We start from the raw sequence: 20,118 nt of genomic DNA on the forward strand, positions 1-20,118 counted from the left end.
TCAGAACTTGGCCAGTGACAGAAGGTTTCCTTCATTGATCTCTTTTTCAAGCGTTTCCCAATCTTCCTGGTCCTTGATAAAGCAACCGAGCGTTTGAAGCACTGCATCTTTGTCCAGATCACTTTGATTTATAGCCATCAAGGCAAATGCCCAATCGAGACTTTCGGCTATCCCGGGAATTTTCGAGAGCGGCATCCTGCGGACAAGCTGCATCATATTTACGATCTGCTGCGTTAACTGATCATTGATATTGGGAATTCGTGCGTGCAGAATAGCAGACTCTTTTTCCACATCGGGATAAGTAACCCAATGATACAAACAGCGTCTGCGAAGCGCATCACTCAGCTCCCGCGTCCGATTCGACGTCAAAATAACGTATGGTGGATGCTTCGCACGAATAGTCCCTAATTCAGGAATGGTAATTTGAAATTCAGCAAGTGCCTCCAGTAAAAAAGCTTCAAACTCCTCATCTGCGCGATCCACCTCATCAATCAAAAGAACGGGCGATGAATGCTCATCCGTCAAAGCATCAAGAATGGGACGCGTAAGAAGGAATGGCTTACTGAAAATGGCCGCCTCTCTCTCATCCAAAGAGACATCGCTGTTTTCAGTCAAACGAATATGAAGCATTTGTTTAGCGTAATTCCATTCATATAAAGCTGAATTCACATCAAGCCCCTCATAACATTGCAACCGAATCAGCCGGGTATCCAAAGATTTCGCCAGCACCTTGGCAAGCTCCGTCTTGCCTACACCTGCTGGCCCTTCAATTAACAGGGGCTTATTCAATGCTGTAACAAGATGTAATGCTGTCAACATAGCTTGATCCGTAATATAGCCTTGTTTTTTAAACGCTACTTCGATTGATTGTGCATGACAGCTAATAAGAACCACCTCATTTGGAAAAATTGTAAAAAGCAATCCTTTTTAAGCGTGCTAGAAATATTAGTTGTTTGAATGATTTTTTCGGGATTTGCACGATAAGCTCGGGGTTCGAACAGTTTCTTCGCCTTTTCGCTCGATAACCTCGACATTCGCACGATTATTCACTTTTTCGCTCGATAATCCAGACATTCGCACGATTATTCACTTTTTCGCTCGATAATCCAGACATTCGCACGATTATTCACTTTTTCACTCGATAATCTCGATGTTCGCACGTTTTTTCGCTGTTTCGCTCAATAATCTCGATGTTCGAACGTTTCTTCACCTGTTCGCTCGATAATCTCGACATTCGCACGATCCTTCGCCTTTTCGCTCGATAATCTCGGCGTTCGCACGATTATTCGCTGTTTCGCTCAATAATCTCGGCGTTCGCACGATTCTTCACTTTTTCGCTCGATAATCTCGGCGTTCGCACGATTATTCGCCTTTTCGCACAATAATCTCGATGTTCGCACGATTCTTCACTTTTTCGCTCGATAATCCAGACATTCGCACGATTATTCACTTTTTCGCTCGATAATCCAGACATTCGCACGATTATTCGCCTGTTCGCACAATAACCTCGGCGTTCGCACGATTATTCGCTGTTTCGCTCAATAATCTCGGCGTTCGCACGATTATTCGCCTGTTCGCACAATAACCTCGACATTCGCACGATCCTTCACTTTTTCGCTCGATAATCCAGACATTCGCACGATTATTCGCCTGTTCGCTCGATAATCTCGACATTCGCACGTTTCTTCTCCGTTTCGCTCGATAATCTTGACGTGCGCACGATTATTCGCCTTTTCGCTCGATAATCTCGACATTCGCACGTTTCTTCTCCGTTTCGCTCGATAATCTTGACGTGCGCACGATTATTCGCCTTTTCGCTCGATAATCTCGACATTCGCACGTTTCTTCTCCGTTTCGCTCGATAATCTTGACGTGCGCACGTTTCTCCGCCTTTTCGCTCAATAATCCAGACATTCGCACGATTCTTCACTTTTTCGCTCGATAATCTTGACGTGCGCACGATTCTTCTCCGTTTCGCTCGATAATCTCAGTGGGGAGCGCAGCCTCCCCACATATTATTTTTAAAGTAAGATTGATTTTAAAGCGCGCGCTGTGTAAATTTTACATAGTTGTTCTCTATATTCTTCTGATGCGAATAGATCACTTCCCATATCTGCGTTTTCGGCAGCAAGTCCTGCCGCCGAATCGATGACAGCTTCTGATGGAATTTGTCCCATTAACGCCTGTTCGACTGTTTCCGCCCGGAACACTATATCTCCCGCTCCGGTGATACCTATCTTGATATAATCAATTTTCTTGTCATTGTCTGTGCCTGCTACAACAGCAACACCGACTACAGGATAGCCCGATGCGGGGTGGAAATACTTCAGATAGGTCGATTTCGTATGTGAAGGAGGAATCGCAAATGTCACATTTGTTACGATGCCATTCTCCGGCATCATTGTAATCAATGGCCCGATGATGAAGCTGTCAAGGTCCATTGTTTCTTCTCCGTCCTCCCCTTGAATCGTCAGTTGTGCATCAAGAACAATTGCGGCCGCAGGCAAATCCGCCGCTGGATCAGCATGTGCGATATTACCTCCGACTGTTCCACGATTTCTAATTTGAATATCGCCAACCTGGCGCGCAGCTTCAGCCAAAACCGGAATATACTCTTTAATTATCAGGTTGGTAGCCGCCTCCCGATGTGTGGTCATCGCTCCAACGACGATACGGTCTTCAGCTTTGCGTACACCTTTCAACTTAGAAATACGGCTAATATCAATCAAAGTCCCAGGCTCTGTCAGCCTAAACTTCATCAAAGGGAGCAAACTGTGCCCACCAGCAATTAACTTTCCTTCCCCGTCGCTTTCTTGGAGCAATTGAATTGCCTGTTCAACCGAATTGGCACGAACATAATCAAATTTAGCTGGAATCATGCCTGTTCCCTCCCCTTTTGGATTGCCCGCCATACTTTTTCTGAAGTAAGCGGCATATCAATATCCGTGATGCCAAATGGCGTGAGTGCATCCACTACTGCATTCATAACAGCTGGAATAGAAGCAGTTGTTCCGGTTTCCCCAACCCCTTTCGAGCCCAACGGGTTTACAGGAGACATAGTTTCTGTGAATGAATTTTCAATTTCAGGGAAAAAACGTGCTTTTGGCATTGTATAATCCATAAAGGTACCGGACATTAACTGACCTTCGTCGTTGTATACGATTCCTTCCCACATGGCCTGCCCCACTCCCTGGGCGATTCCCCCATGCACTTGTCCAGATGCCGTAAGAGGATTAATGACACGTCCAACATCATCAACAGCGATATACCGTTTAAGGTCGATTTCCCCTGTATCCTGATCAATTTCAACAATCACAATATGCGTGCCGAACGGATAAACGAAGTTTTCCGGATCAAAGAAGGCTTGTCCCTCCAAAGAAGGCTCCATACCCTCCGGCAGATTCCATGCATAGTTGGCTGCTTTGGCAATTTCTTGGAAAGTGCGCTCACGGCCAGGGACGCCTTTTACTTTAAATACGCCATTTTCAAATTCTAAGTCTTCGGTAGATACCTCAAGTTCGTGAGCTGCAATCTTTTTCGCCTTGCCAACCACTCGGTCGGCAGCCATCGAAACCGCGCCTCCTCCTACAGCTGTCGAACGAGATCCATAAGTTCCCCACCCCATAGAAACAGCTTTCGTATCATTGAAAACGAATTCAATATCGTCCATCGGTATACCCAGCTTGTCCGAAACTACTTGACCAAACGTTGTTGCATGCCCTTGCCCATGCGGAGAAGTTCCAGCAAAAACAGTCACTTTTCCTGACGGATGAACTCGGACAGTCGAATTTTCCCAAACGCCTCCTTGGAATCCAATTGCTCCTGCAACTGCTGATGGACCAAATCCGCACAGCTCCACGTATGTAGATAACCCGATGCCGATGAGCTTACCATCCTTGCGAAGCTCTCCTTGCTCTTTTCGGAGCTTTTCATAATCGACGATTTCCAACGCCTTTTTCAACGGCTTTTCATAATCACCGCTGTCATAGACAAGTCCTTGAGCATTTGTATATGGAAAAGCTTCTTTTGGTGCGAAGTTCTTTTTCCTCAATTCCAGTGGATCCATGCCAATCTCCCTAGCAAAAAGATCCATGATTCGTTCAATCTGGTAAGTTGCTTCAGGTTTCCCAGCTCCACGGTATGCATCCGTCGGGGTTGTGTTAGTGTATACACCGAATGTTTCGCACGATGCATGTGGAATATCGTAGGCACCTGTAATCATCAAACCAAAATCAATGGTTGGAACCCCTGGCCCCATCGTAGAAAGATATGCTCCCATGTTGGCAATATTTGTCACACTAATCCCGGTCAGTTTTCCATCACGGTCTCCTGACAGCTCCACCTCGATGATTTCATCCCTGCCATGGTTCGAAGCCATAAAATGTTCATTGCGCTGCTCAATCCATTTAACAGGCTGATGCAAATCACGTGCAGCGAAGCCGATGAGTGCCTCATCTGGGTATACACCGATTTTCCCTCCGAATCCTCCGCCCATATCAGGAACAATGACCTGGAGCTTAGCTTCCGAAATTCCAAGGACGTCCGAAAGAACCATTCTATGGATATGCGGATTCTGCGACGTGCAATATAATGTCAGCTCTCCTGTCGCAGGATGATATTGGCCTATCGCTGCCCGTGTTTCCATCGGGCTCGGGGCTACCCGCTGTACATGAAAACTCTCCTTTACAACCACTTCCGCCGATTGAATAACCTCTTCTGGAATTTCACCCGCTTTCCAATGAAATGCGATATTATTGTCTATATCATCATGAACAAGTGGAGCGCCTTCCGCCATTGCCTTTTTTTGATGAACAGAAGGAGATAGCACTTCATATTCGACCTCGATCAAATCAAGGGCATCACGAGCAGCATACTTATCTTCCGCAATGAGCATGGCAACACCATCACCTACATACCGGACACGGTCAATCGCAAGCGAGTATTGAGGAGCCTCTTTTAAATTACAGTCTGGTACAAGCCACGAAGAAGGAATTCTACCAATCTTCCCTTCCAAATCCTTACCTGTGTAAATTTTCACTACTCCTGGGGATTGCAAAGCCTCATCCAGATGGATATTCTTTATCTTCGCATGTGCATGAGGGCTTCTTAAAATGACAGCATGAAGCATTCCCGGCAATTGGATATCGTCAGAGAAATATCCGCTTCCCGTCAGCAGCTTCGGATCCTCTTTCCTTTTCAGACTAGTTCCGACGACTGTTGTCATGATGAACGCACCTCCCCTACAGTTACTTTGGCTGGAATTGACTGACCAGATTCTTCTATAATCTGTACAGCTTTTTGAACTGCCTTAACGATAAATTGATACCCTGTACACCTGCAAATGACTCCTTCCAGCCCTTCGCGAATTTCTGCCTCTGTCGGCTTTGGATTTTCGTTTAACAGCCCGATCATCGCCATCATGACTCCAGAAGTACAGTAACCGCATTGAAGTCCATGTTCTTCCCAAAAGCCCTGCTGAATAGGGTGCAGATGATCGATTGTCCCGATTCCTTCTACAGTCGTCACTTCAGCCCCATCCGCCTGCACCGCGAGCATCGTACAGGATTTCACAGCAGCACCGTCAACCATCACTGTACAGGCCCCGCATTGACTTGTATCGCAGCCGATATGTGTGCCGGTCAGTCCAAGCTCGTCGCGCAAAAAATGAGCAAGCAGCACTCTTGGTTCAGCGCTTGCTTTTCTCTCCCGGCCATTGACGGTCATATGCACTTCCATTTTATTATTTGTCATAAACCGCTCCTCCTACATATAAATATGGTCTGTTACAGGTTTATAATTTTTTTCGTTTCTTTTTCAATATCCTTGAAGAACTGTCCCAATAACAGCTTGGCTACTCCCCCCATGACACGTTGGCCGACAGAAGCCAGCATTCCAGTCACACTCACATCTGCACTGCAAGTTAGAATAGCTCCCGCCTCTGAATCCTTCACTTCCATGTTAGCGCTTGCATTTATTTCACCAGGCTTTCCTTTTCCATGAACAATTAGTTTATAAAACTCTGGTTCTCTTTTTTCCACCTGTCGGACTTCAGCCGTAAACACCCCCTTAATCGGGCCTACATTAATACCAAGTTCAGCATCGTATACATCCTCTTCTATTTCTTCAAAAGATTTGCATCCCGGCAAAGCCCCCCGCAACACCTCCTTATTCTGTAATGTATTCCAAAGCATTTCGACAGAGACACCTTTAAAAGTATGAGAGTTTTCTATTTTCATGAAATTTAAGTCATTCCTTTCTTTTTTGTTCAAGGCACAAAACATAGAAAAAATTAGTTTTGTGCCTCCAACTTTTTTACTAATCTAAAGATCTAGTTAGCTTGAACAAAAGACTTGCTCTATATAGAAGATGAATTTGAAACAGGTGTATCAGATTTTCTAGGTTTCGGATAGTATTTTTGAATCCCGGACAGTATTATCAGATTTCGGATAGTATTTTTTGAATTCTCGACAGTATATGCCTACATTCGGATGGTACTTTCGTTTCCCAGACAGTATTTTTATAAGCTGTATCGCTTTGATCGAAGAATCTTTGATTGTACGGAACTGAATCCCAACTTGCGCAACAGGAGAAGAAAAGCTGCGTTCAACTTATATAGTTAGTCAAACCTCAGAGGGCCTATTAATTAGCTCCTGTTAACCAAGCATTTCAGCAGCTCCCCTACTAAGCCATGGTCACACTAGATTAGCTGATGACTCCCCTGACTGGAACAATCTCTACATCATTCGCCTTCAATGCTGAAACAATCGTTTTCGCAAGCTCAGAGGCACCGGGGGTATCTCCATGGATACAAACTGTCTGCGCCTTGACAAAAGCCTCTTTTCCATCATCGGTAATAACAGTCCCTTCTTTAACCATACGTACAACCCGTTGGGCCATTTCATCATAATCCTGGATTGTCGGTCCCCTTCTAGTCAGCACGATTGATCCGCTTTCAGTATGTTCACGGTCTGAATATGTTTCAAGTGCAACAGGGATTCCCATTTTTTGTGCTTCTTCCCATACCTCAGAATGATTTAAGGCAAAAACAATCGTTTCTGGATTCACCTCGTGAATAGCCTCCAAAACTGCCCGTGCAAGCTGCTTGTCTTCCATCGCTTTCATAAACAGTGCTCCATGAGGCTTGCAATGCTGAATATCCACCTGCAACGCTCTCGCAAATTCTCTCAGTGCTCCAGTCTGATACGTAATATAGTCCTTCACTTCTTGAGCAGTGCATGTCATATAGCGCCGCCCAAATCCAAGAAGATCTGGAAAGCCCGGGTGGGCTCCGATCCCCACTCCGTGCTCTTTTGCCAGCTCAACGGTCCTTCTCATCACTTGCGGATCTCCGGCATGGAAACCGCAGGCAATGTTGGCAGAGGTAATATACTTCATCATTTCTTCATCGTTGCCCAGCTCATAAAGAGCGAAGCTCTCACCCATATCGCAGTTTAAATCCACTTTATACATCTTTGCACCTACTTTCGTTGCTTCTGGAATTCATCAAGAAATTTCGTTGTGTACTCCCCTTTGTTAAAGCTTCCACTTTCCATGATGTCCTGGAGCAATAACAGATTGGTAGTGATACCATCTACCTTCAACTGTTCCAAGGCTTCTTTCATTTTCTTGATGGCCTGATTTCTGTCACCGCCGTGAATGATGATTTTTCCAATCATTGGGTCATAAAAAGGCGATACCTGACTTCCTTCTTCAATAGCGAAATCAAGTCGGGTATGTTCTGGTAAAACCAATCGTTTAATTGTTCCTGGAGAAGGAAAATATGTGTTTGGATCTTCAGCATACAGACGGCATTCGATAGAGTGCCCGTTCTTTGTGATATTTGACTGCTGAAAAGGAAGTTTCTCTCCCGCAGCAAGCTGAAGCTGAAGTTCTACAAGGTCCAAGCCCGTAATCTCCTCTGTGACAGGGTGTTCAACCTGAAGACGTGTATTCATTTCAAGAAAGTAAAAGTTTTTCTCCCCATCGAAAATGAATTCCATCGTACCAACATTCGTATATCCGATATGCTGTACACCGCGGATTGCAGTCTGCAGCAGCTCTTCCCTTCGTTGTTCATCCAAATACGGCGAAGGACTCTCCTCGACAACTTTCTGGTTCCTTCGCTGGACTGAACACTCCCGTTCAAATAGGTGAATCACGTTTCCTTGTTTGTCCGCAGCAATTTGCACTTCGATATGACGAGGATTGCTTATCCATTTTTCCAAGAACAGATCCCCATCTCCGAAAAACGATTCAGCCCGCTGTTTCGTAGAATCAAAAGCTTTTGCTAGTTCATCAGCGTTATGAACGAGCTGCATCCCGATGCCGCCCCCGCCTGCACTAGCTTTTAGCATAAGTGGATAACCGATTTCCTCAGCAAGATTCACTGCTTCTTCAATCGAATTCAGCCGGCCTTCTGACCCAGGTACAACCGGAACCCCAGCCTTCTGCATCTGTGAGCGCGCTTCCAGTTTGCTGCCCATTAACTCTATCGACTTGGCTGTTGGTCCAATGAATGTGATTCCTTCTTCCTCGCAACGACGCACAAATGTGGCGTTTTCTGATAAAAATCCATAGCCCGGATGAATAGCGTCTGCATTTGTTTCCTTAGCGGCTTGGATAATGTTGTCAATATCAAGATAGCTTTTCTTCGCCTGAGCTGGACCTACACAAACGGCAATTGTCGCTTCTTTAACGAATGGCATCTCTGCATCCGCTTCCGAATAAACAGCAACCGTTTCTATGCCGAGACGCTGACATGTCCGTATGATCCTGCGGGCGATTTCTCCTCTATTGGCTATTAATACTCTTTTAAAAAACACAGGCACTTCTCCTTTTCAAAATCTAATTGATTACTCATTTCAATTTGGCGATTTCTTGTCCGGCATCCAAAAGTTGCTCTTCCTCAACCAAAAACGATTCGATCACGCCATCTGCCTCAGCCTTGATCTCATAGTAATTTTTCATGACCTCAACTAGCCCAATCACATCTCCTGCCTTGACTGAATCTCCCTCATTAACAAATACCTCTTGATCCGGGGATGGTTTTCTGTAAAATACTCCTGGAATAGGTGAAATAATTGTTTTGTTCTCTTCCATTGTTATGCCTCCTGCTGCGATATAATTTGTTCTCTTATTTGCTTGATTTTTTCCTTCTCAGCTTTTCTTGCTTCAAGTGCTTCATCAATACTGACAGAGATAAAGCGTACTTTTTCATTCGTCTTCGCCTGAGCCATTTTATTCAGATCCGGGCTGATAATTGTAGCAATAGTCGCATATCCGCCTCCAGTAACAGCATCATTTAACAAAGCAATCGGCTCGACACCATCCGGTACCTGAATGGAACCGATTGGATAACCCAAATCCACCACATTGGAAGGATTGCTTCCGGCTCCAAATGGCTGCTCTCTTTCCACAAAATTCAGGCGCTCTCCTTTGAAACGATAACCAACCCGGTTGGCTTCAGGTGTAATAGTCCAATCCAATGAAAAGAAACGTTCCTTACTTTCTTCAGTTAAACGGTAGCTGCACAGCCCCACAACGACCCGAATTTCATGTTTTTTAGAGTATGTGGGAATTAACTCCTCAGGGACACGAGTTCCGACTTTTACTTCACTTCTGACGTCATCCCCAATTTTTAGCTCATCGCCTGCTTGCAAAGCACGCCCATCCAATCCGCCTATGCCGCATAAAGTATAGGTTGCTCTTGATTCCATAATCACCGGGACATCAATCCCACCTTGTACCGCCAAATAGACCCTTGCACCGCCTTTTACAAAATCAAACGAGAGTGTGTCCCCAGCTTTGATTGACAATGTCTCCCACATAGGAACCGGTCTCCCATTGATTTTTGGCGGAATCTCTCCCCCTGTTAGCGCAATAACAGCATCCCTCTCAAATTCAAGAATAGGCCCCATGTATGTAATTTCCAATGATGCTGCTCTATCATCATTACCAACAAGGACATTCCCCACTTTGTAAGAAAATTGGTCCATTGCTCCAGAAGGAGGCATTCCCACCTCATAATATCCAATCCGCCCAACATCCTGAATGGTTGTTTGCAAACCCGGATTTTTCACTTTGATCATGAGTATAGCCTCCTTAGCACTTCTTCGGAAAACGTTTTCGGATTTTCGAGCACTTGTTTTGGAGTAAAACTGATCTCCTTTGTTAAATAGCGAAAAGTTCCTTTCTCTACCTCTTCCCTGATGGAATCGTACTCTTCCCGTGTTACACTCCGGTACCTGAAGATGTCACCTTGTTTAGGAAATGTCATCGTATCCTGGAAGTCGTATAGCTTGCTGTCTTTTTCAAAGATTGGCGCGGCAGCAATTCCAAATAATTGGTAGCCTCCGGCTCCATCTACCGGATAAATCACGGAGAAAGCTCCTCCAAGACCGAAAGCCCTTTCAGGTGTGAAAGTTCTAGGCCGAACATATTTCGGTGCTTCAATCTGCTGGTCACGCGGCACCATCTGATAGCACCATGGAAGACCAGGGACAAAACCAATCATCGTGACGAGATAGGGAGCTCCCGTCATGGCATCAATCAAAGCATCTGTTGAATCAAATCCATTGATTCGTGCCGTATATTCCAAATCCGTTGAGTTGGGGTCCTGATGCCGATCTCTAAATCGCATCAACGCCTCATGGGTCCATGGATCCTCAAACAAAACAGGGACGTCAACCATTCGTGAAGACAGTTCAAAATCATCAATAGATGTCGTCTGCTCCAACTCTTTCAGCTTTGAAATCAGCTCGTCCGGATGAATTTTTTCAGGTTCAAACCGAACCATATAAGAAGCATTTGAAGGGCAAATATCCAAAATACCTGAGAGCTGCTCCTCTTTTAATCGTTTTGTTATTGCCATCGCCTGGAAGTTCACTTCTAGGCTCATCTCTTCTGACAGTTCGACAAAAATAAATTCATCTCCGCCATATTCATAACGCGTCATTAGCCACTCACCTCTCATTTACTCTATATTGTTATCTATATCGCAATATTCATGCCAACAACGAAACGTGGTATCCTCCGATATTTCTTCTCTCTTCATCCATAAATATTTCAAAAATGAAATTCTAATATTTCATTTTTGAAATAAGAAATTCTTTAAGATGAAAAAATGCCGAAAACCAAATTCCCGAGCGTGGTGCAGAGATCCTTACGTTTTCCTCCTTCATTCCACATGACACTCCCCCTAAAATTCGAGTTATTTTCGCGAAGCCAGTACTAGCAAGAAGAAAGGGTACAGCTTCCAAGATAAACTTTTTCAGATATTTAAACTCAGAAACATCACAGTTACTGTTTTCATGGACTTTACGTCCATTTGACCTCAAAAGTATGATTGAATGATTGAATCATCTACAGACTTTATGTCGAAATTTGATTGTTTTACTTAGGGTAGTTCCTTTCAAAATTTTTTTATAAAAAATGAACTTTTTGTATCTATTATTTCTCTTATAGATGAGTGAGGTGAGGGCATGAATGCTGGTCGGTTGGTGAAAATGGCAAAAAAGGGAGATAAGGAAGCACTGCTTCAATTGATTATGGCCGAAAAGGATGCTTACTACAGGCTTGCTTTGTCGTACATGAAAAATGAGCATGATGCAATGGATGCCATGGAAGAAATGATCTTGATCCTATACGAAAAAATTGGAAACCTAAAAAAAGCTGAAGCTTTTTACAGCTGGAGCAAGACCATATTAGTGAACCTTTGTAAATCCATGCTCAACAAACAAAGGAAAGTGATCCCGCTGGAGAGTATGCCAGATGAACAACATTCTCACCAGGTTCCCCATGTAAACAGCGAACAACGTTTGGATATCCAACAAATGCTGGAACATCTGAACGAACATCAAAGAGAAACCATCCAGCTGAAATATTTGCACGATCTTGATTACAAAACAATAGCTGAAATAACTAATGTTTCAATCGGCACTGTCAAATCAAGGATTTTCGAAGGTTTGAAAAAACTGCGGGAACTTTTTGGGGGTGATTCAAATGAATGATATTGAAAAAAAGCTGAATGAAGAAAAAAGACGCCTGAGTACCATCACCGCACCAGAAGAATTGGAAGCAAGGTTAAAAAACTTTTTACATTCTGCCCCACCCAAAAGGTTGCAGCGCTCTCCTCTTCTAAAACTGGCGATCATCTCCCTAATTTTTATCGTTGCTACCGGATACCAATTTAATGCATTAGCGTATTATGGAAAAAAACTGTTTGGATTTGATGAAGTAATGAGCGGAACTTTAAAGGAGCTGAACGACAAAGGGCTAGGGCAAGTCATTGAAAAAAAGACTGTTCTTGATGATGGAACAGATCTTACTATTAATGGTATCCTAACAGATTCCAACCAGCTCGTTATGTATTATACATTGGGCAACCAAAAAGGATTGGATGTTGACACAAGCGACCTTTTTCAACCCACAGCCATAACCGGGCTTTTGACAGACTCCAATATGGAGAGCAGTACATTCATCGTTAGTGATGACGGGACAGAAATTAAAGGGACGATGTCATTTGAACCTGTCAGCCCTTTTTCAAAGAAATTGACATTACACTACTGGGACAAAGAGCAGATGAAGGAAAAGAGGATTTCCTTTCCTTATAAGCCGAACAAAGCAATGCAGGCTGAGCTTAAGCAAAAGATAAATAAAACGATAAAAGTCGATAAAGGGACGATTAGCTTCAATTCAATTACAGCCTCTCCTACCTTAACAGTGATAAAAGGAAAAATGAACGTTAAAAACTTTGACAGAGTTAGCACAGCACTGGATGGCATCGAATTAATCGCCAATGGAACACAGGTGCCAATGGTGGGAGGCGAATATCAATCTGGTTTACTTGGAAACAAATTTGATGTTCGATTTGATACATTGCCCCAAAATCTGGATTCATTAGAGCTGGTCGTGAAACATTTCGCCGGATACAAACTACTTGAAGAGAAGATTAAACTGGATTCTTCAAACTTTGAACCGGTCACAATCGCTGGAAAGGAAATGCTCATTCAAGAGGTCACGTTTACTTCAGAAGGATTGGAAATTACGATAGCCACAGATAAAGATGTCATGCTGGATGATGTGTACGTTGAAACGAAAAATGGCAACATCCCTTTATCAACTACCCTAAATCAAACCGAAGAAGAGCAAGAACATGGACGCCTCATGAAAGTTCGTACACTGCTATTCAAGACAAAGAGCGAACCAGAGTCATTAGTAATAAAAGGAATGCATTATTTGAAACGCTATGACGAAAAAATCGACATCCCTGTAAAATGATGCCTTTGGAAAAGCTTAAGAAGCATCTATCTTTCGCGGGTTCGTAAAATACATCATCGAACCCGCGAAATTCACACATCGAAAACCGTTTAATAATGACTTGTTCCTAATAAAAATTACTCTTTCCCGTCTCTACTTAATGATTGGTTTTTACACTCATATTATGAAATTTAAAAATAAGCCAAACAAAAACTACTGCCACTACCAATGTTGACACCAAAACTATTGGCAGCGAAACCATTAGTGAATCTACTAGGAATACAGCTATCGTCTGAACCGCAATGGCCATTATAATCAGGCACATAAAAAAATTCAATGATTTTTCGCTTATTAATGCCGTTAACTTTCCTCCGATCAAGGCACCTATAACACCACTGATTCCAAGCGGTACGATGACATCCATCCGGATATATCCCCAACTCAATTTACCCAAAATAGTCCCAACACAAAGCAGCCCCCCTACAACCATGCCAGTGCCGACTGCCTGCCTGACCGTTAAACCGAATAGCCTTAGGAAGATGGGCATGTATAGAAATCCCGCTGCAACACCAATCATGCCTCCAACTGCCCCGACGATAACGCTGAGCAAAATAGAAATGAAATAGGGAAATCCATTTTCTGTATCAATGCTTTTTCCACTGCTCGGCAGAATAATCGCTACAGCAGCTAACAGCGCAAAAAAAGCAAAAATTCCTTGCAGCACATTGTCGCTGAGTGAGTTAGCCATCAAAGATGAAATTAAGCTGGATATCACTGCAGGTATACCAAAGAAAACAACAATTTTATTGACAACCAGTTTTTGCAGCCAAAAATAAACCGCTCCTGATATTGTTGTAAAGAGGGTGTAAAAAGCAGTAGTCGTGACAATCTGTTTCATATTCAGTTTCAATTGGAAAATGGCCGATATCAGCATCAACATGCTCGTAACAATAATGCTTCCACCTACCGACACCATGCCAGAAACGATTCCTGAAAATAAGCCAATCAAGAATGCTAAAATCCACATAATAGTCCTCCACCTTACTGCTCGTACAGGATCTCCCCTGTTTTTTCCACACCATACCCAAGCGACCGCAGTTCCTCTTGAAATTCGTTATGGTTTAATATCTCTGACACAATGTTGATTAGTTGAATATTGTCTTCTTTTTTTAAAATGACTAAATCATAGCTCTCTGTCATAAGTGGGATAAAGTCAATACTCGCAACCTTGGCTGATTGTGCAATGCCGACTCCGACATCCGAACGTCCATTAGCAATCACACTGGCCACTCCCAAATGACTCGTTTGGATATCTTCATATCCACTTACTAGATTTCTAGGTATACCATTTAGCCGGAGTTGTTCATCCAGAAGAACCCTCGCTCCTGCGCCTCTTTCCCGATTAATCAGCTTTATGCCCGGCTTAGCCAGATCTTTCCATGATTGAAAACCATGCGGATTTCCTTTCGCTACGTAAAGTCCCGCTTCACGTTGAAGCATGTGAATAACAACAAATGATTGGCTGACCAGCAATTTCCTTATATATGGGATATTGTACTGGAGTGTATCGCCATCAAGGAGGTGGGTACTCACCACATCTGTTTTTCCCAGATACATCGCAATCAAACTGTCCAGGCTGCCTCCATAAGAGCGTAGTGGTCGAAAATCGTCTGATTTTGCTTCTATCTGCCTTGCCAAAATATCAAGACTACTGTCCTGTCCACTGATCACGACTTGACGTACTGTTTCTGAATCCGTCGTTTTAGGTTTCGCTCCTTGAGCGATCTTTACTTCCTGTCCTCGTGATTTATAATTTTCCAGTTCTTTCGCATCGACTCGCATTTGCCGTCCAACCCTAAAAGCCTGCAGCTCACCTTTTTTGATCAAATCGTACACTGTTAGCTTAGAAACTTTTAATGCTTTAGCAATTTCCTCTGTCGTAAAAGACTCGTTGTGCAAGAAAAAACACCTCAATATTCGTAATAATTACATTTTATCATTTACTTACATAAGCCGGCTAATTATAATTGGATATAACTAGTTATAATTAGATATAATTAGAAATTCCTTTTTAGGGGGATCACGATGAAAAAACTCGGAATTTTCATGTTGCTCATTGCTTCATTGCTTTTTGCAGGCTGTAGCAGCAATAACACAAGCGAACCAAACAACCAGGATTCAGCGGAAAAATCCAACAAAGCTGAAGAAAAAACACCATTGACTGTTTCCGCCGCAGTTAGCCTGACGGACGCGTTGGAAGAAATCAAAGAGCTTTACGAAAAAGATCATCCAGTTGAATTGACTTTTAATCTAGGCGGGTCAGGTACACTAGCCCAGCAAATTCAGCAAGGTGCCCCAGTTGATATTTTCATTTCTGCCAACCAAGAATGGATGGACACACTTGAAAAAGAAGATCTTGTCAATACCTCGACAAGAGAAAACGTAACGGGTAATAAAATCGTCTTGATTACAGGAGCAGACTCCAAAATCAATTATAAATCAGTTGATGAAATCTCTGCAGCCGATCTAGATCAGATTGCTATTGGGAATCCTGAAAGTGTCCCTGCTGGAGAGTATACAGAAGAAATTTTACATAATCTAAAAAAATGGGATGAACTGAAAGATAAGCTTGTATTGGCTAAGGATGTACGCCAAGTTTTGACGTATGTTGAAACTGGAAACGCCGACATTGGATTTGTTTATGAAAGTGATGCGGTAACCTCCGATAAAATCAAAGTTTTATCAACTATCGACGAGTCATTGCATGATCCGATCATCTACCCAGGAGCCGTCTTAGCGGATACAAAACACGAAAAAGAAGCGGAAGAATTTCTGAAATTCCTGGAAGCGGAAGAAGCACAAAGCATTTTGGAAAAATACGGGTTCAAGAAATAAAAGCTGTAAGGTATGATTGAACTATGAACTATTCTCCGCTTATACTTTCATTTAAAACGGCCGCTATCGCAACGGTGATTGTCTTTATCACAGGGGTTGTCCTTGCAAGGATCATCGGACGTAACTCTTTTTATGGAAAAAGTGCAGTGGAAGCCATCATTTTGCTTCCGCTCGTGCTTCCCCCTACCGTTGTCGGTTTCGGCCTCTTATATATTTTTGGAAAAAACGGGTTCATAGGAAAACTATTACTCGACTGGTTTGATTTCCAAATTGTTTTCACCTGGTATGGGGTATTAATTGCTGCGGTTGTCGTTTCTTTTCCATTGATGTACCAAAGTGCTGCTGCCGCCTTCCAACAATATGATCCGAACGTAGAAAACGCGGCCTACACGATGGGTGCTTCGAAATGGAAAGTGTTTTGGACCATTTCCTTTCCCCTTGCCTGGCCAGGCCTGCTGGCAGGGACTGTCCTTTCCTTCGCGCGTGCCCTCGGTGAGTTTGGTGCCACGCTCATGATCGCTGGCTATATCCCAAACGTCACGGATACGATTCCGCTTGCCATTTATTTCGCCGTGGAATCGGGAAATATGGATTTGGCCAAGTTCTGGGTGGTCATTATTGTTACCCTTGGCTTCAGTGCTATCTTATGGCTGAATTGGTGGAGCAAAAGGAATATGATGAAACATTCGAAGTCCTGATGGAGGGATGACTGTGCTTACTGTTGATATTCAAAAACAACTATCTCACTTTGAACTGAATATACACTTTTCGGCCGACAATGAAATTGTCGTGCTATTCGGTCCTTCCGGCTCCGGCAAAACAACCATCCTCAATAATATTGCGGGACTTAGTCATCCCGATTCAGGGATCATTCGTTTAAATAATACAGACCTTTTTAATGGCAAATCCATCATCCCCATCCAAAAAAGGAAAATTGGCTATCTCTTTCAAGACTACGCTCTTTTTCCGCATATGACTGTGTGGAAAAATATCACTTATGGCATGAAAAACGAAGCGTTTGCCCAAGAGTTAATGAAGGAACTTCGGATCGAACATCTGGCCGCCAAATATCCATCTGAAATATCTGGTGGAGAAAAACAACGCACCGCCATCACTAGAGCGATTGCTACTGAACCCGACGCATTACTTTTAGATGAACCTTTTTCGGCACTTGATGATGAAACAAGGAAAAAGAGCCACGAAGAACTGATTCGTATTCACCAACTTTGGCGCATCCCCATTATTTTGGTTACACATAATCATGAGGAAGCAAAAAAGCTTGGAAATCGGATTTTATATTTGGAAAAAGGAGAAATTATTGAGGGATATGTAAAAAAAGACGGCCATACGGAGAAATCAAAGCCGTTCGTGACATCGTAAATCCAGCCAAGAAGCAACCAGCAGGACTGACCTTCTGTATAAAAACAGCCAGTTACCGATATTATACAGGTGACTGGCTGTTTAATTTGACTTGTTGTATAGGATATAGCCGTTATGTCGTTAAGATTGACATTTCTAACCTGCCCTTATTTTTTAGATTTATGAATCCAGCAAATGTGCTTTGCGTATTTGCGCCCAGATTTTAACTTTATTCAACTGGGATTTGAATGGACTACCTATATGATTTCATCTCACTTACTAAGTGAAAGACTTCTACTGAATGAAGTTAAAAGAGTACAAATTTATTGAAAACACTTTCATTTTAAATGTAAACTATAGTGTATGCATTATTTTAAATATATACTATTTGGGAATTAGATATATTTCATATAATATTTCATTAACTTATTAAGAGGAGAAATTAAATGGACCTTCATCGTTTGCGTTGTTTCATAAAAATAGTGGAGGAAGGAAGTGTTTCCAAAGCTGCTGAAGCGATGAATATGACGCAGCCCCCTTTGAGCATTATGATGGGAAAGCTTGAAAAAGAATTGAAAGTATCACTGTTTGACCGCTCTGGACGCCGATTGACTTTAACGAGAGACGGTGAATTTCTCTATCAACGGGGAAAGGAACTGATTGCATCTACTGAAAATATGGTGAAGGAATTGTCGGAACATAACGACGGGATGCGTGGGACGGTGACCGCTGGGTGCATCACATCCGCCAATCTGTTCATCATTCCCGATGCCGTCAAAAAGCTCCGTGAGGAAGCACCGAATATTATCATGCGTGTCAAAGAAGGAAATTCATCATTCGTTCTTAATGAATTGCGAAATCATAAAATTGATATCGGCATTGTCCGAACCATTTTCGAAGCGGAGGATCTCCACATATCCACCCTTTTGACGGAGCCTTTATTACTGGCGTTACCGCCTGGACATCCCTTATTAGAAAAAAACTCGATTAGCATTGCCGATCTGCGAGATGAAAAGTTCATTCTTCCGACATCTTCACATGGTTCCGGAATTGCCGAAGAGATTATGGAGGCCTGCAACAACAGTGGCTTTACGCCTAACGTTATTTATTGGGGTACGGAAGTTTTTCCAATGCTCCTTATGGTGATGAAAGGTGTGGGAATTAGCTTCGCACCATATAATTTTAGCCGCATTCACTGGCCAGAACTCCCGAAGCTTGTTCCATTGGCTGAACCCAAACTAGAAACGAAGCTTAGCTTGGTCACACTGCAAAAACATTATCAGCCTTCGACAGTCCAACGTTTTTTAGACATCACCAGAGCAGTTGCCAGGGATTTGCAGCCCTAAACTGAAATGGGCGGAGCCCCTGCCCCGCCCCAGCTATTATTTCACTTCATTCAAAATATTTTTCATGCTTTCATAAGAATTGTCCCAGAAATGAGGCTTCTCTTTGAACGTTTTTGCAACAATTTTTACCATCGCTTTGAATTTTTCATCATAGCTCTCATCATCCTTAGGTGGTAGCTCTTTCCTGTATTCGTCGACAAATGCTTTCGTTGATTCCGTAATTGGGCCCCATTTACCAACTTGTTCGCCATTTTCATCAATGAAGATGAAAATCGGAATTACCCGTTTACCATTTGTTAAATATTGCTCCATCAAATCCAGATGCTGATCTCGCGGAAGCAACCGAACATCCATCCCTGCTTTTTCCGCCAAACGAAGCAAAACGGGAACATTCAGCATACAATGGCCACACCAAACTTCGGCCAAAGCTACAGCACGCAGATTCTTCTCTTTTACTTTATTAAAAAAATCCTCATCTGCTGGGAGCTGGAAGTTTTCATAGATATGTAAGAAACCATCTTTTTGATGCTCTAATTCACTTATGTACTCCTCAGGCCTCAGCCCTTTCTCAAACCAATCATTCAAGTTCAATCTTTGTCACTCCTTCATTTTTCTTATAAAAAGCTTATCGAATCTTGATTATTCTGTAAACAAAACTGCTTGTCTATTATAATATAGATAAAGATAGAAGATTATGAAATCAAAAAGAGGAGGAATCGAAAAATTGAAAAAAATTATTCATGCTATTCAAGATGAATATCCAGATGAATTCGCTCATTGTTTTGGATGCGGGCGCTTAAATGAGGCAGGGCATCATTTTCGTACTGGATGGGACGGTGACAAAACACTCACCATTTATGAGCCAAAACAAGAACACACTGCGATTCCCGGGTTTGTTTACGGCGGATTGCTTGCCTCGCTAGTCGACTGCCATGGAACAGGCTCGGCGGCACTTGCCTTACATAGGAAAAATGGCCATGAACCGGGGAGCGGGCATGCCGCTCCCCGGTTTGTCACCGCCTCATTACATGTCGACTACCTGAAGCCTACACCACAAGGGACAGCTTTAAACGCATTTGGCCTAGTTGAGGAGATTCATCCAAAGAAGTGGAAAACTTCAGTAGAAGTCTTCGCGGGGAATGTTCTTTGTGCAAAAGGCGAAGTGATTGCTGTCGTCATGCCCGAAACTTTTAGGGCTTGAAGATCATGTCCAATAAGTGCCCTTCTTCAAAAACGATCACAATCTTTTAAGAAGTATGAT

The 20,118-nt window shown here is 43.0% G+C and carries 20 protein-coding genes; 7 read left to right on the top strand and 13 right to left on the bottom strand.

The genetic code is table 11. The features are described 5' to 3' along the window. The 10 genes from H9631_RS03400 to H9631_RS03445 form a co-directional block, all read right to left on the bottom strand. On the bottom strand, nucleotides 1-921 hold the full coding sequence (locus H9631_RS03400; RefSeq protein ID WP_318246764.1) for an AAA family ATPase: 921 nt from the start codon (nucleotides 919-921) through the stop codon (nucleotides 1-3). Between the two features lie 1,100 nt (nucleotides 922-2,021). Further along, complete coding sequence (locus H9631_RS03405) at nucleotides 2,022-2,879, bottom strand: FAD binding domain-containing protein (protein WP_191809955.1); 858 nt, start codon at nucleotides 2,877-2,879, stop codon at nucleotides 2,022-2,024. Next, nucleotides 2,876-5,224 carry a xanthine dehydrogenase family protein molybdopterin-binding subunit gene (locus tag H9631_RS03410; protein WP_191809957.1) on the bottom strand — a complete coding sequence of 783 codons (2,349 nt, stop codon included), beginning with the start codon at nucleotides 5,222-5,224 and terminating at the stop codon, nucleotides 2,876-2,878. The genes H9631_RS03405 and H9631_RS03410 overlap by 4 nt, the downstream gene beginning before the upstream one ends. After that, nucleotides 5,221-5,751, bottom strand: coding sequence for a (2Fe-2S)-binding protein (locus tag H9631_RS03415; protein WP_191809959.1), 531 nt, complete (start codon nucleotides 5,749-5,751; stop codon nucleotides 5,221-5,223). The genes H9631_RS03410 and H9631_RS03415 overlap by 4 nt, the downstream gene beginning before the upstream one ends. A 32-nt stretch (nucleotides 5,752-5,783) precedes the next feature. Then, entirely contained in the window at nucleotides 5,784-6,191 is a 408-nt protein-coding gene (locus H9631_RS03420; protein WP_263600692.1) for a CoxG family protein, read from the bottom strand. A 511-nt stretch (nucleotides 6,192-6,702) separates the two neighbouring features. Beyond that, nucleotides 6,703-7,470 (bottom strand): LamB/YcsF family protein, encoded by a 768-nt coding sequence (locus tag H9631_RS03425; RefSeq protein ID WP_191809963.1) that lies wholly within the window; start codon nucleotides 7,468-7,470, stop codon nucleotides 6,703-6,705. Nucleotides 7,471-7,478: 8 nt separating this feature from the next. Then, nucleotides 7,479-8,822 (bottom strand): acetyl-CoA carboxylase biotin carboxylase subunit, encoded by a 1,344-nt coding sequence (locus tag H9631_RS03430; RefSeq protein ID WP_191809965.1) that lies wholly within the window; start codon nucleotides 8,820-8,822, stop codon nucleotides 7,479-7,481. Between the two features lie 34 nt (nucleotides 8,823-8,856). After that, nucleotides 8,857-9,099: an acetyl-CoA carboxylase gene (locus H9631_RS03435; RefSeq protein WP_191809967.1), complete on the bottom strand. Its 243-nt coding sequence runs from the start codon at nucleotides 9,097-9,099 to the stop codon at nucleotides 8,857-8,859. 2 nt (nucleotides 9,100-9,101) lie between these two features. Further along, complete coding sequence (locus tag H9631_RS03440) at nucleotides 9,102-10,088, bottom strand: 5-oxoprolinase subunit C family protein (protein WP_191809969.1); 987 nt, start codon at nucleotides 10,086-10,088, stop codon at nucleotides 9,102-9,104. After that, nucleotides 10,085-10,954, bottom strand: a complete 870-nt coding sequence (locus H9631_RS03445) for a 5-oxoprolinase subunit B family protein (RefSeq protein ID WP_191809971.1) — start codon at nucleotides 10,952-10,954, stop codon at nucleotides 10,085-10,087. The genes H9631_RS03440 and H9631_RS03445 overlap by 4 nt, the downstream gene beginning before the upstream one ends. 526 nt (nucleotides 10,955-11,480) lie before the next feature. Between H9631_RS03445 and H9631_RS03450 the strand changes: the two genes are divergently transcribed. Both H9631_RS03450 and H9631_RS03455 read left to right on the top strand, forming a co-directional pair. After that, nucleotides 11,481-12,008: an RNA polymerase sigma factor gene (locus H9631_RS03450; protein ID WP_191809973.1), complete on the top strand. Its 528-nt coding sequence runs from the start codon at nucleotides 11,481-11,483 to the stop codon at nucleotides 12,006-12,008. Then, nucleotides 12,001-13,278: a DUF4179 domain-containing protein gene (locus tag H9631_RS03455; protein ID WP_191809975.1), complete on the top strand. Its 1,278-nt coding sequence runs from the start codon at nucleotides 12,001-12,003 to the stop codon at nucleotides 13,276-13,278. Before H9631_RS03450 ends, H9631_RS03455 begins: the two co-directional genes overlap by 8 nt. Before the next feature lie 136 nt (nucleotides 13,279-13,414). Here the strand turns inward: H9631_RS03455 and H9631_RS03460 are convergent, their stop codons facing one another. Both H9631_RS03460 and H9631_RS03465 read right to left on the bottom strand, forming a co-directional pair. Next, a complete protein-coding gene (locus H9631_RS03460; RefSeq protein WP_191809977.1) occupies nucleotides 13,415-14,284 on the bottom strand; it encodes a sulfite exporter TauE/SafE family protein in 870 nt (289 codons plus the stop codon). A gap of 14 nt (nucleotides 14,285-14,298) precedes the next feature. Beyond that, nucleotides 14,299-15,216, bottom strand: coding sequence for a helix-turn-helix transcriptional regulator (locus H9631_RS03465; RefSeq protein ID WP_191809979.1), 918 nt, complete (start codon nucleotides 15,214-15,216; stop codon nucleotides 14,299-14,301). A gap of 126 nt (nucleotides 15,217-15,342) precedes the next feature. Here H9631_RS03465 and modA point away from each other — a divergent pair, with 126 nt between their 5' ends. The 4 genes from modA to H9631_RS03485 all read left to right on the top strand — a co-directional run bounded on the left by modA (nucleotide 15,343) and on the right by H9631_RS03485 (nucleotide 18,857). After that, the gene (modA, locus tag H9631_RS03470; protein WP_191809981.1) at nucleotides 15,343-16,152 is read left to right on the top strand and encodes a molybdate ABC transporter substrate-binding protein; all 810 of its coding nucleotides are present in this window, start codon (nucleotides 15,343-15,345) and stop codon (nucleotides 16,150-16,152) included. 23 nt (nucleotides 16,153-16,175) lie between these two features. Further along, a complete protein-coding gene (gene modB, locus H9631_RS03475) occupies nucleotides 16,176-16,850 on the top strand; it encodes a molybdate ABC transporter permease subunit (RefSeq protein ID WP_191809983.1) in 675 nt (224 codons plus the stop codon). A gap of 13 nt (nucleotides 16,851-16,863) precedes the next feature. Continuing rightward, nucleotides 16,864-17,532 (top strand): sulfate/molybdate ABC transporter ATP-binding protein, encoded by a 669-nt coding sequence (locus tag H9631_RS03480; protein WP_191809985.1) that lies wholly within the window; start codon nucleotides 16,864-16,866, stop codon nucleotides 17,530-17,532. A gap of 425 nt (nucleotides 17,533-17,957) precedes the next feature. Then, nucleotides 17,958-18,857, top strand: a complete 900-nt coding sequence (locus tag H9631_RS03485; RefSeq protein ID WP_191809987.1) for a LysR family transcriptional regulator — start codon at nucleotides 17,958-17,960, stop codon at nucleotides 18,855-18,857. Between the two features lie 36 nt (nucleotides 18,858-18,893). On the opposite strand, the gene H9631_RS03490 is transcribed toward H9631_RS03485, so the two are convergent. Then, nucleotides 18,894-19,448, bottom strand: coding sequence for a thioredoxin family protein (locus tag H9631_RS03490; RefSeq protein WP_191809989.1), 555 nt, complete (start codon nucleotides 19,446-19,448; stop codon nucleotides 18,894-18,896). A 103-nt stretch (nucleotides 19,449-19,551) separates the two neighbouring features. Here H9631_RS03490 and H9631_RS03495 point away from each other — a divergent pair, with 103 nt between their 5' ends. Further along, complete coding sequence (locus H9631_RS03495) at nucleotides 19,552-20,058, top strand: PaaI family thioesterase (RefSeq protein ID WP_191809991.1); 507 nt, start codon at nucleotides 19,552-19,554, stop codon at nucleotides 20,056-20,058. The last annotated feature ends 60 nt before the right edge of the window (nucleotides 20,059-20,118 follow it).

Source organism: Bacillus norwichensis, assembly GCF_014836955.1.
GTDB classification, from domain to species: domain Bacteria; phylum Bacillota; class Bacilli; order Bacillales; family Bacillaceae_C; genus Siminovitchia; species Siminovitchia norwichensis.

Bases quoted from the DNA above. Each gene is read 5' to 3' on its own strand.
- H9631_RS03440 (WP_191809969.1), bottom strand. From the start codon at position 10,088: ATGATCAAAGTGAAAAATCCGGGTTTGCAAACAACCATTCAGGATGTT.
- H9631_RS03415 (WP_191809959.1), bottom strand. From the start codon at position 5,751: ATGACAAATAATAAAATGGAAGTGCATATGACCGTCAATGGCCGGGAG.
- H9631_RS03460 (WP_191809977.1), bottom strand. From the start codon at position 14,284: ATGTGGATTTTAGCATTCTTGATTGGCTTATTTTCAGGAATCGTTTCT.
- H9631_RS03405 (WP_191809955.1), bottom strand. From the start codon at position 2,879: ATGATTCCAGCTAAATTTGATTATGTTCGTGCCAATTCGGTTGAACAG.
- H9631_RS03485 (WP_191809987.1), top strand. From the start codon at position 17,958: ATGGACCTTCATCGTTTGCGTTGTTTCATAAAAATAGTGGAGGAAGGA.
- modB (WP_191809983.1), top strand. From the start codon at position 16,176: ATGAACTATTCTCCGCTTATACTTTCATTTAAAACGGCCGCTATCGCA.
- H9631_RS03445 (WP_191809971.1), bottom strand. From the start codon at position 10,954: ATGACGCGTTATGAATATGGCGGAGATGAATTTATTTTTGTCGAACTG.
- modA (WP_191809981.1), top strand. From the start codon at position 15,343: ATGAAAAAACTCGGAATTTTCATGTTGCTCATTGCTTCATTGCTTTTT.
- H9631_RS03495 (WP_191809991.1), top strand. From the start codon at position 19,552: ATGAAATCAAAAAGAGGAGGAATCGAAAAATTGAAAAAAATTATTCAT.
- H9631_RS03435 (WP_191809967.1), bottom strand. From the start codon at position 9,099: ATGGAAGAGAACAAAACAATTATTTCACCTATTCCAGGAGTATTTTAC.
- H9631_RS03425 (WP_191809963.1), bottom strand. From the start codon at position 7,470: ATGTATAAAGTGGATTTAAACTGCGATATGGGTGAGAGCTTCGCTCTT.
- H9631_RS03410 (WP_191809957.1), bottom strand. From the start codon at position 5,224: ATGACAACAGTCGTCGGAACTAGTCTGAAAAGGAAAGAGGATCCGAAG.
- H9631_RS03450 (WP_191809973.1), top strand. From the start codon at position 11,481: ATGAATGCTGGTCGGTTGGTGAAAATGGCAAAAAAGGGAGATAAGGAA.
- H9631_RS03455 (WP_191809975.1), top strand. From the start codon at position 12,001: ATGAATGATATTGAAAAAAAGCTGAATGAAGAAAAAAGACGCCTGAGT.
- H9631_RS03420 (WP_263600692.1), bottom strand. From the start codon at position 6,191: ATGCTTTGGAATACATTACAGAATAAGGAGGTGTTGCGGGGGGCTTTG.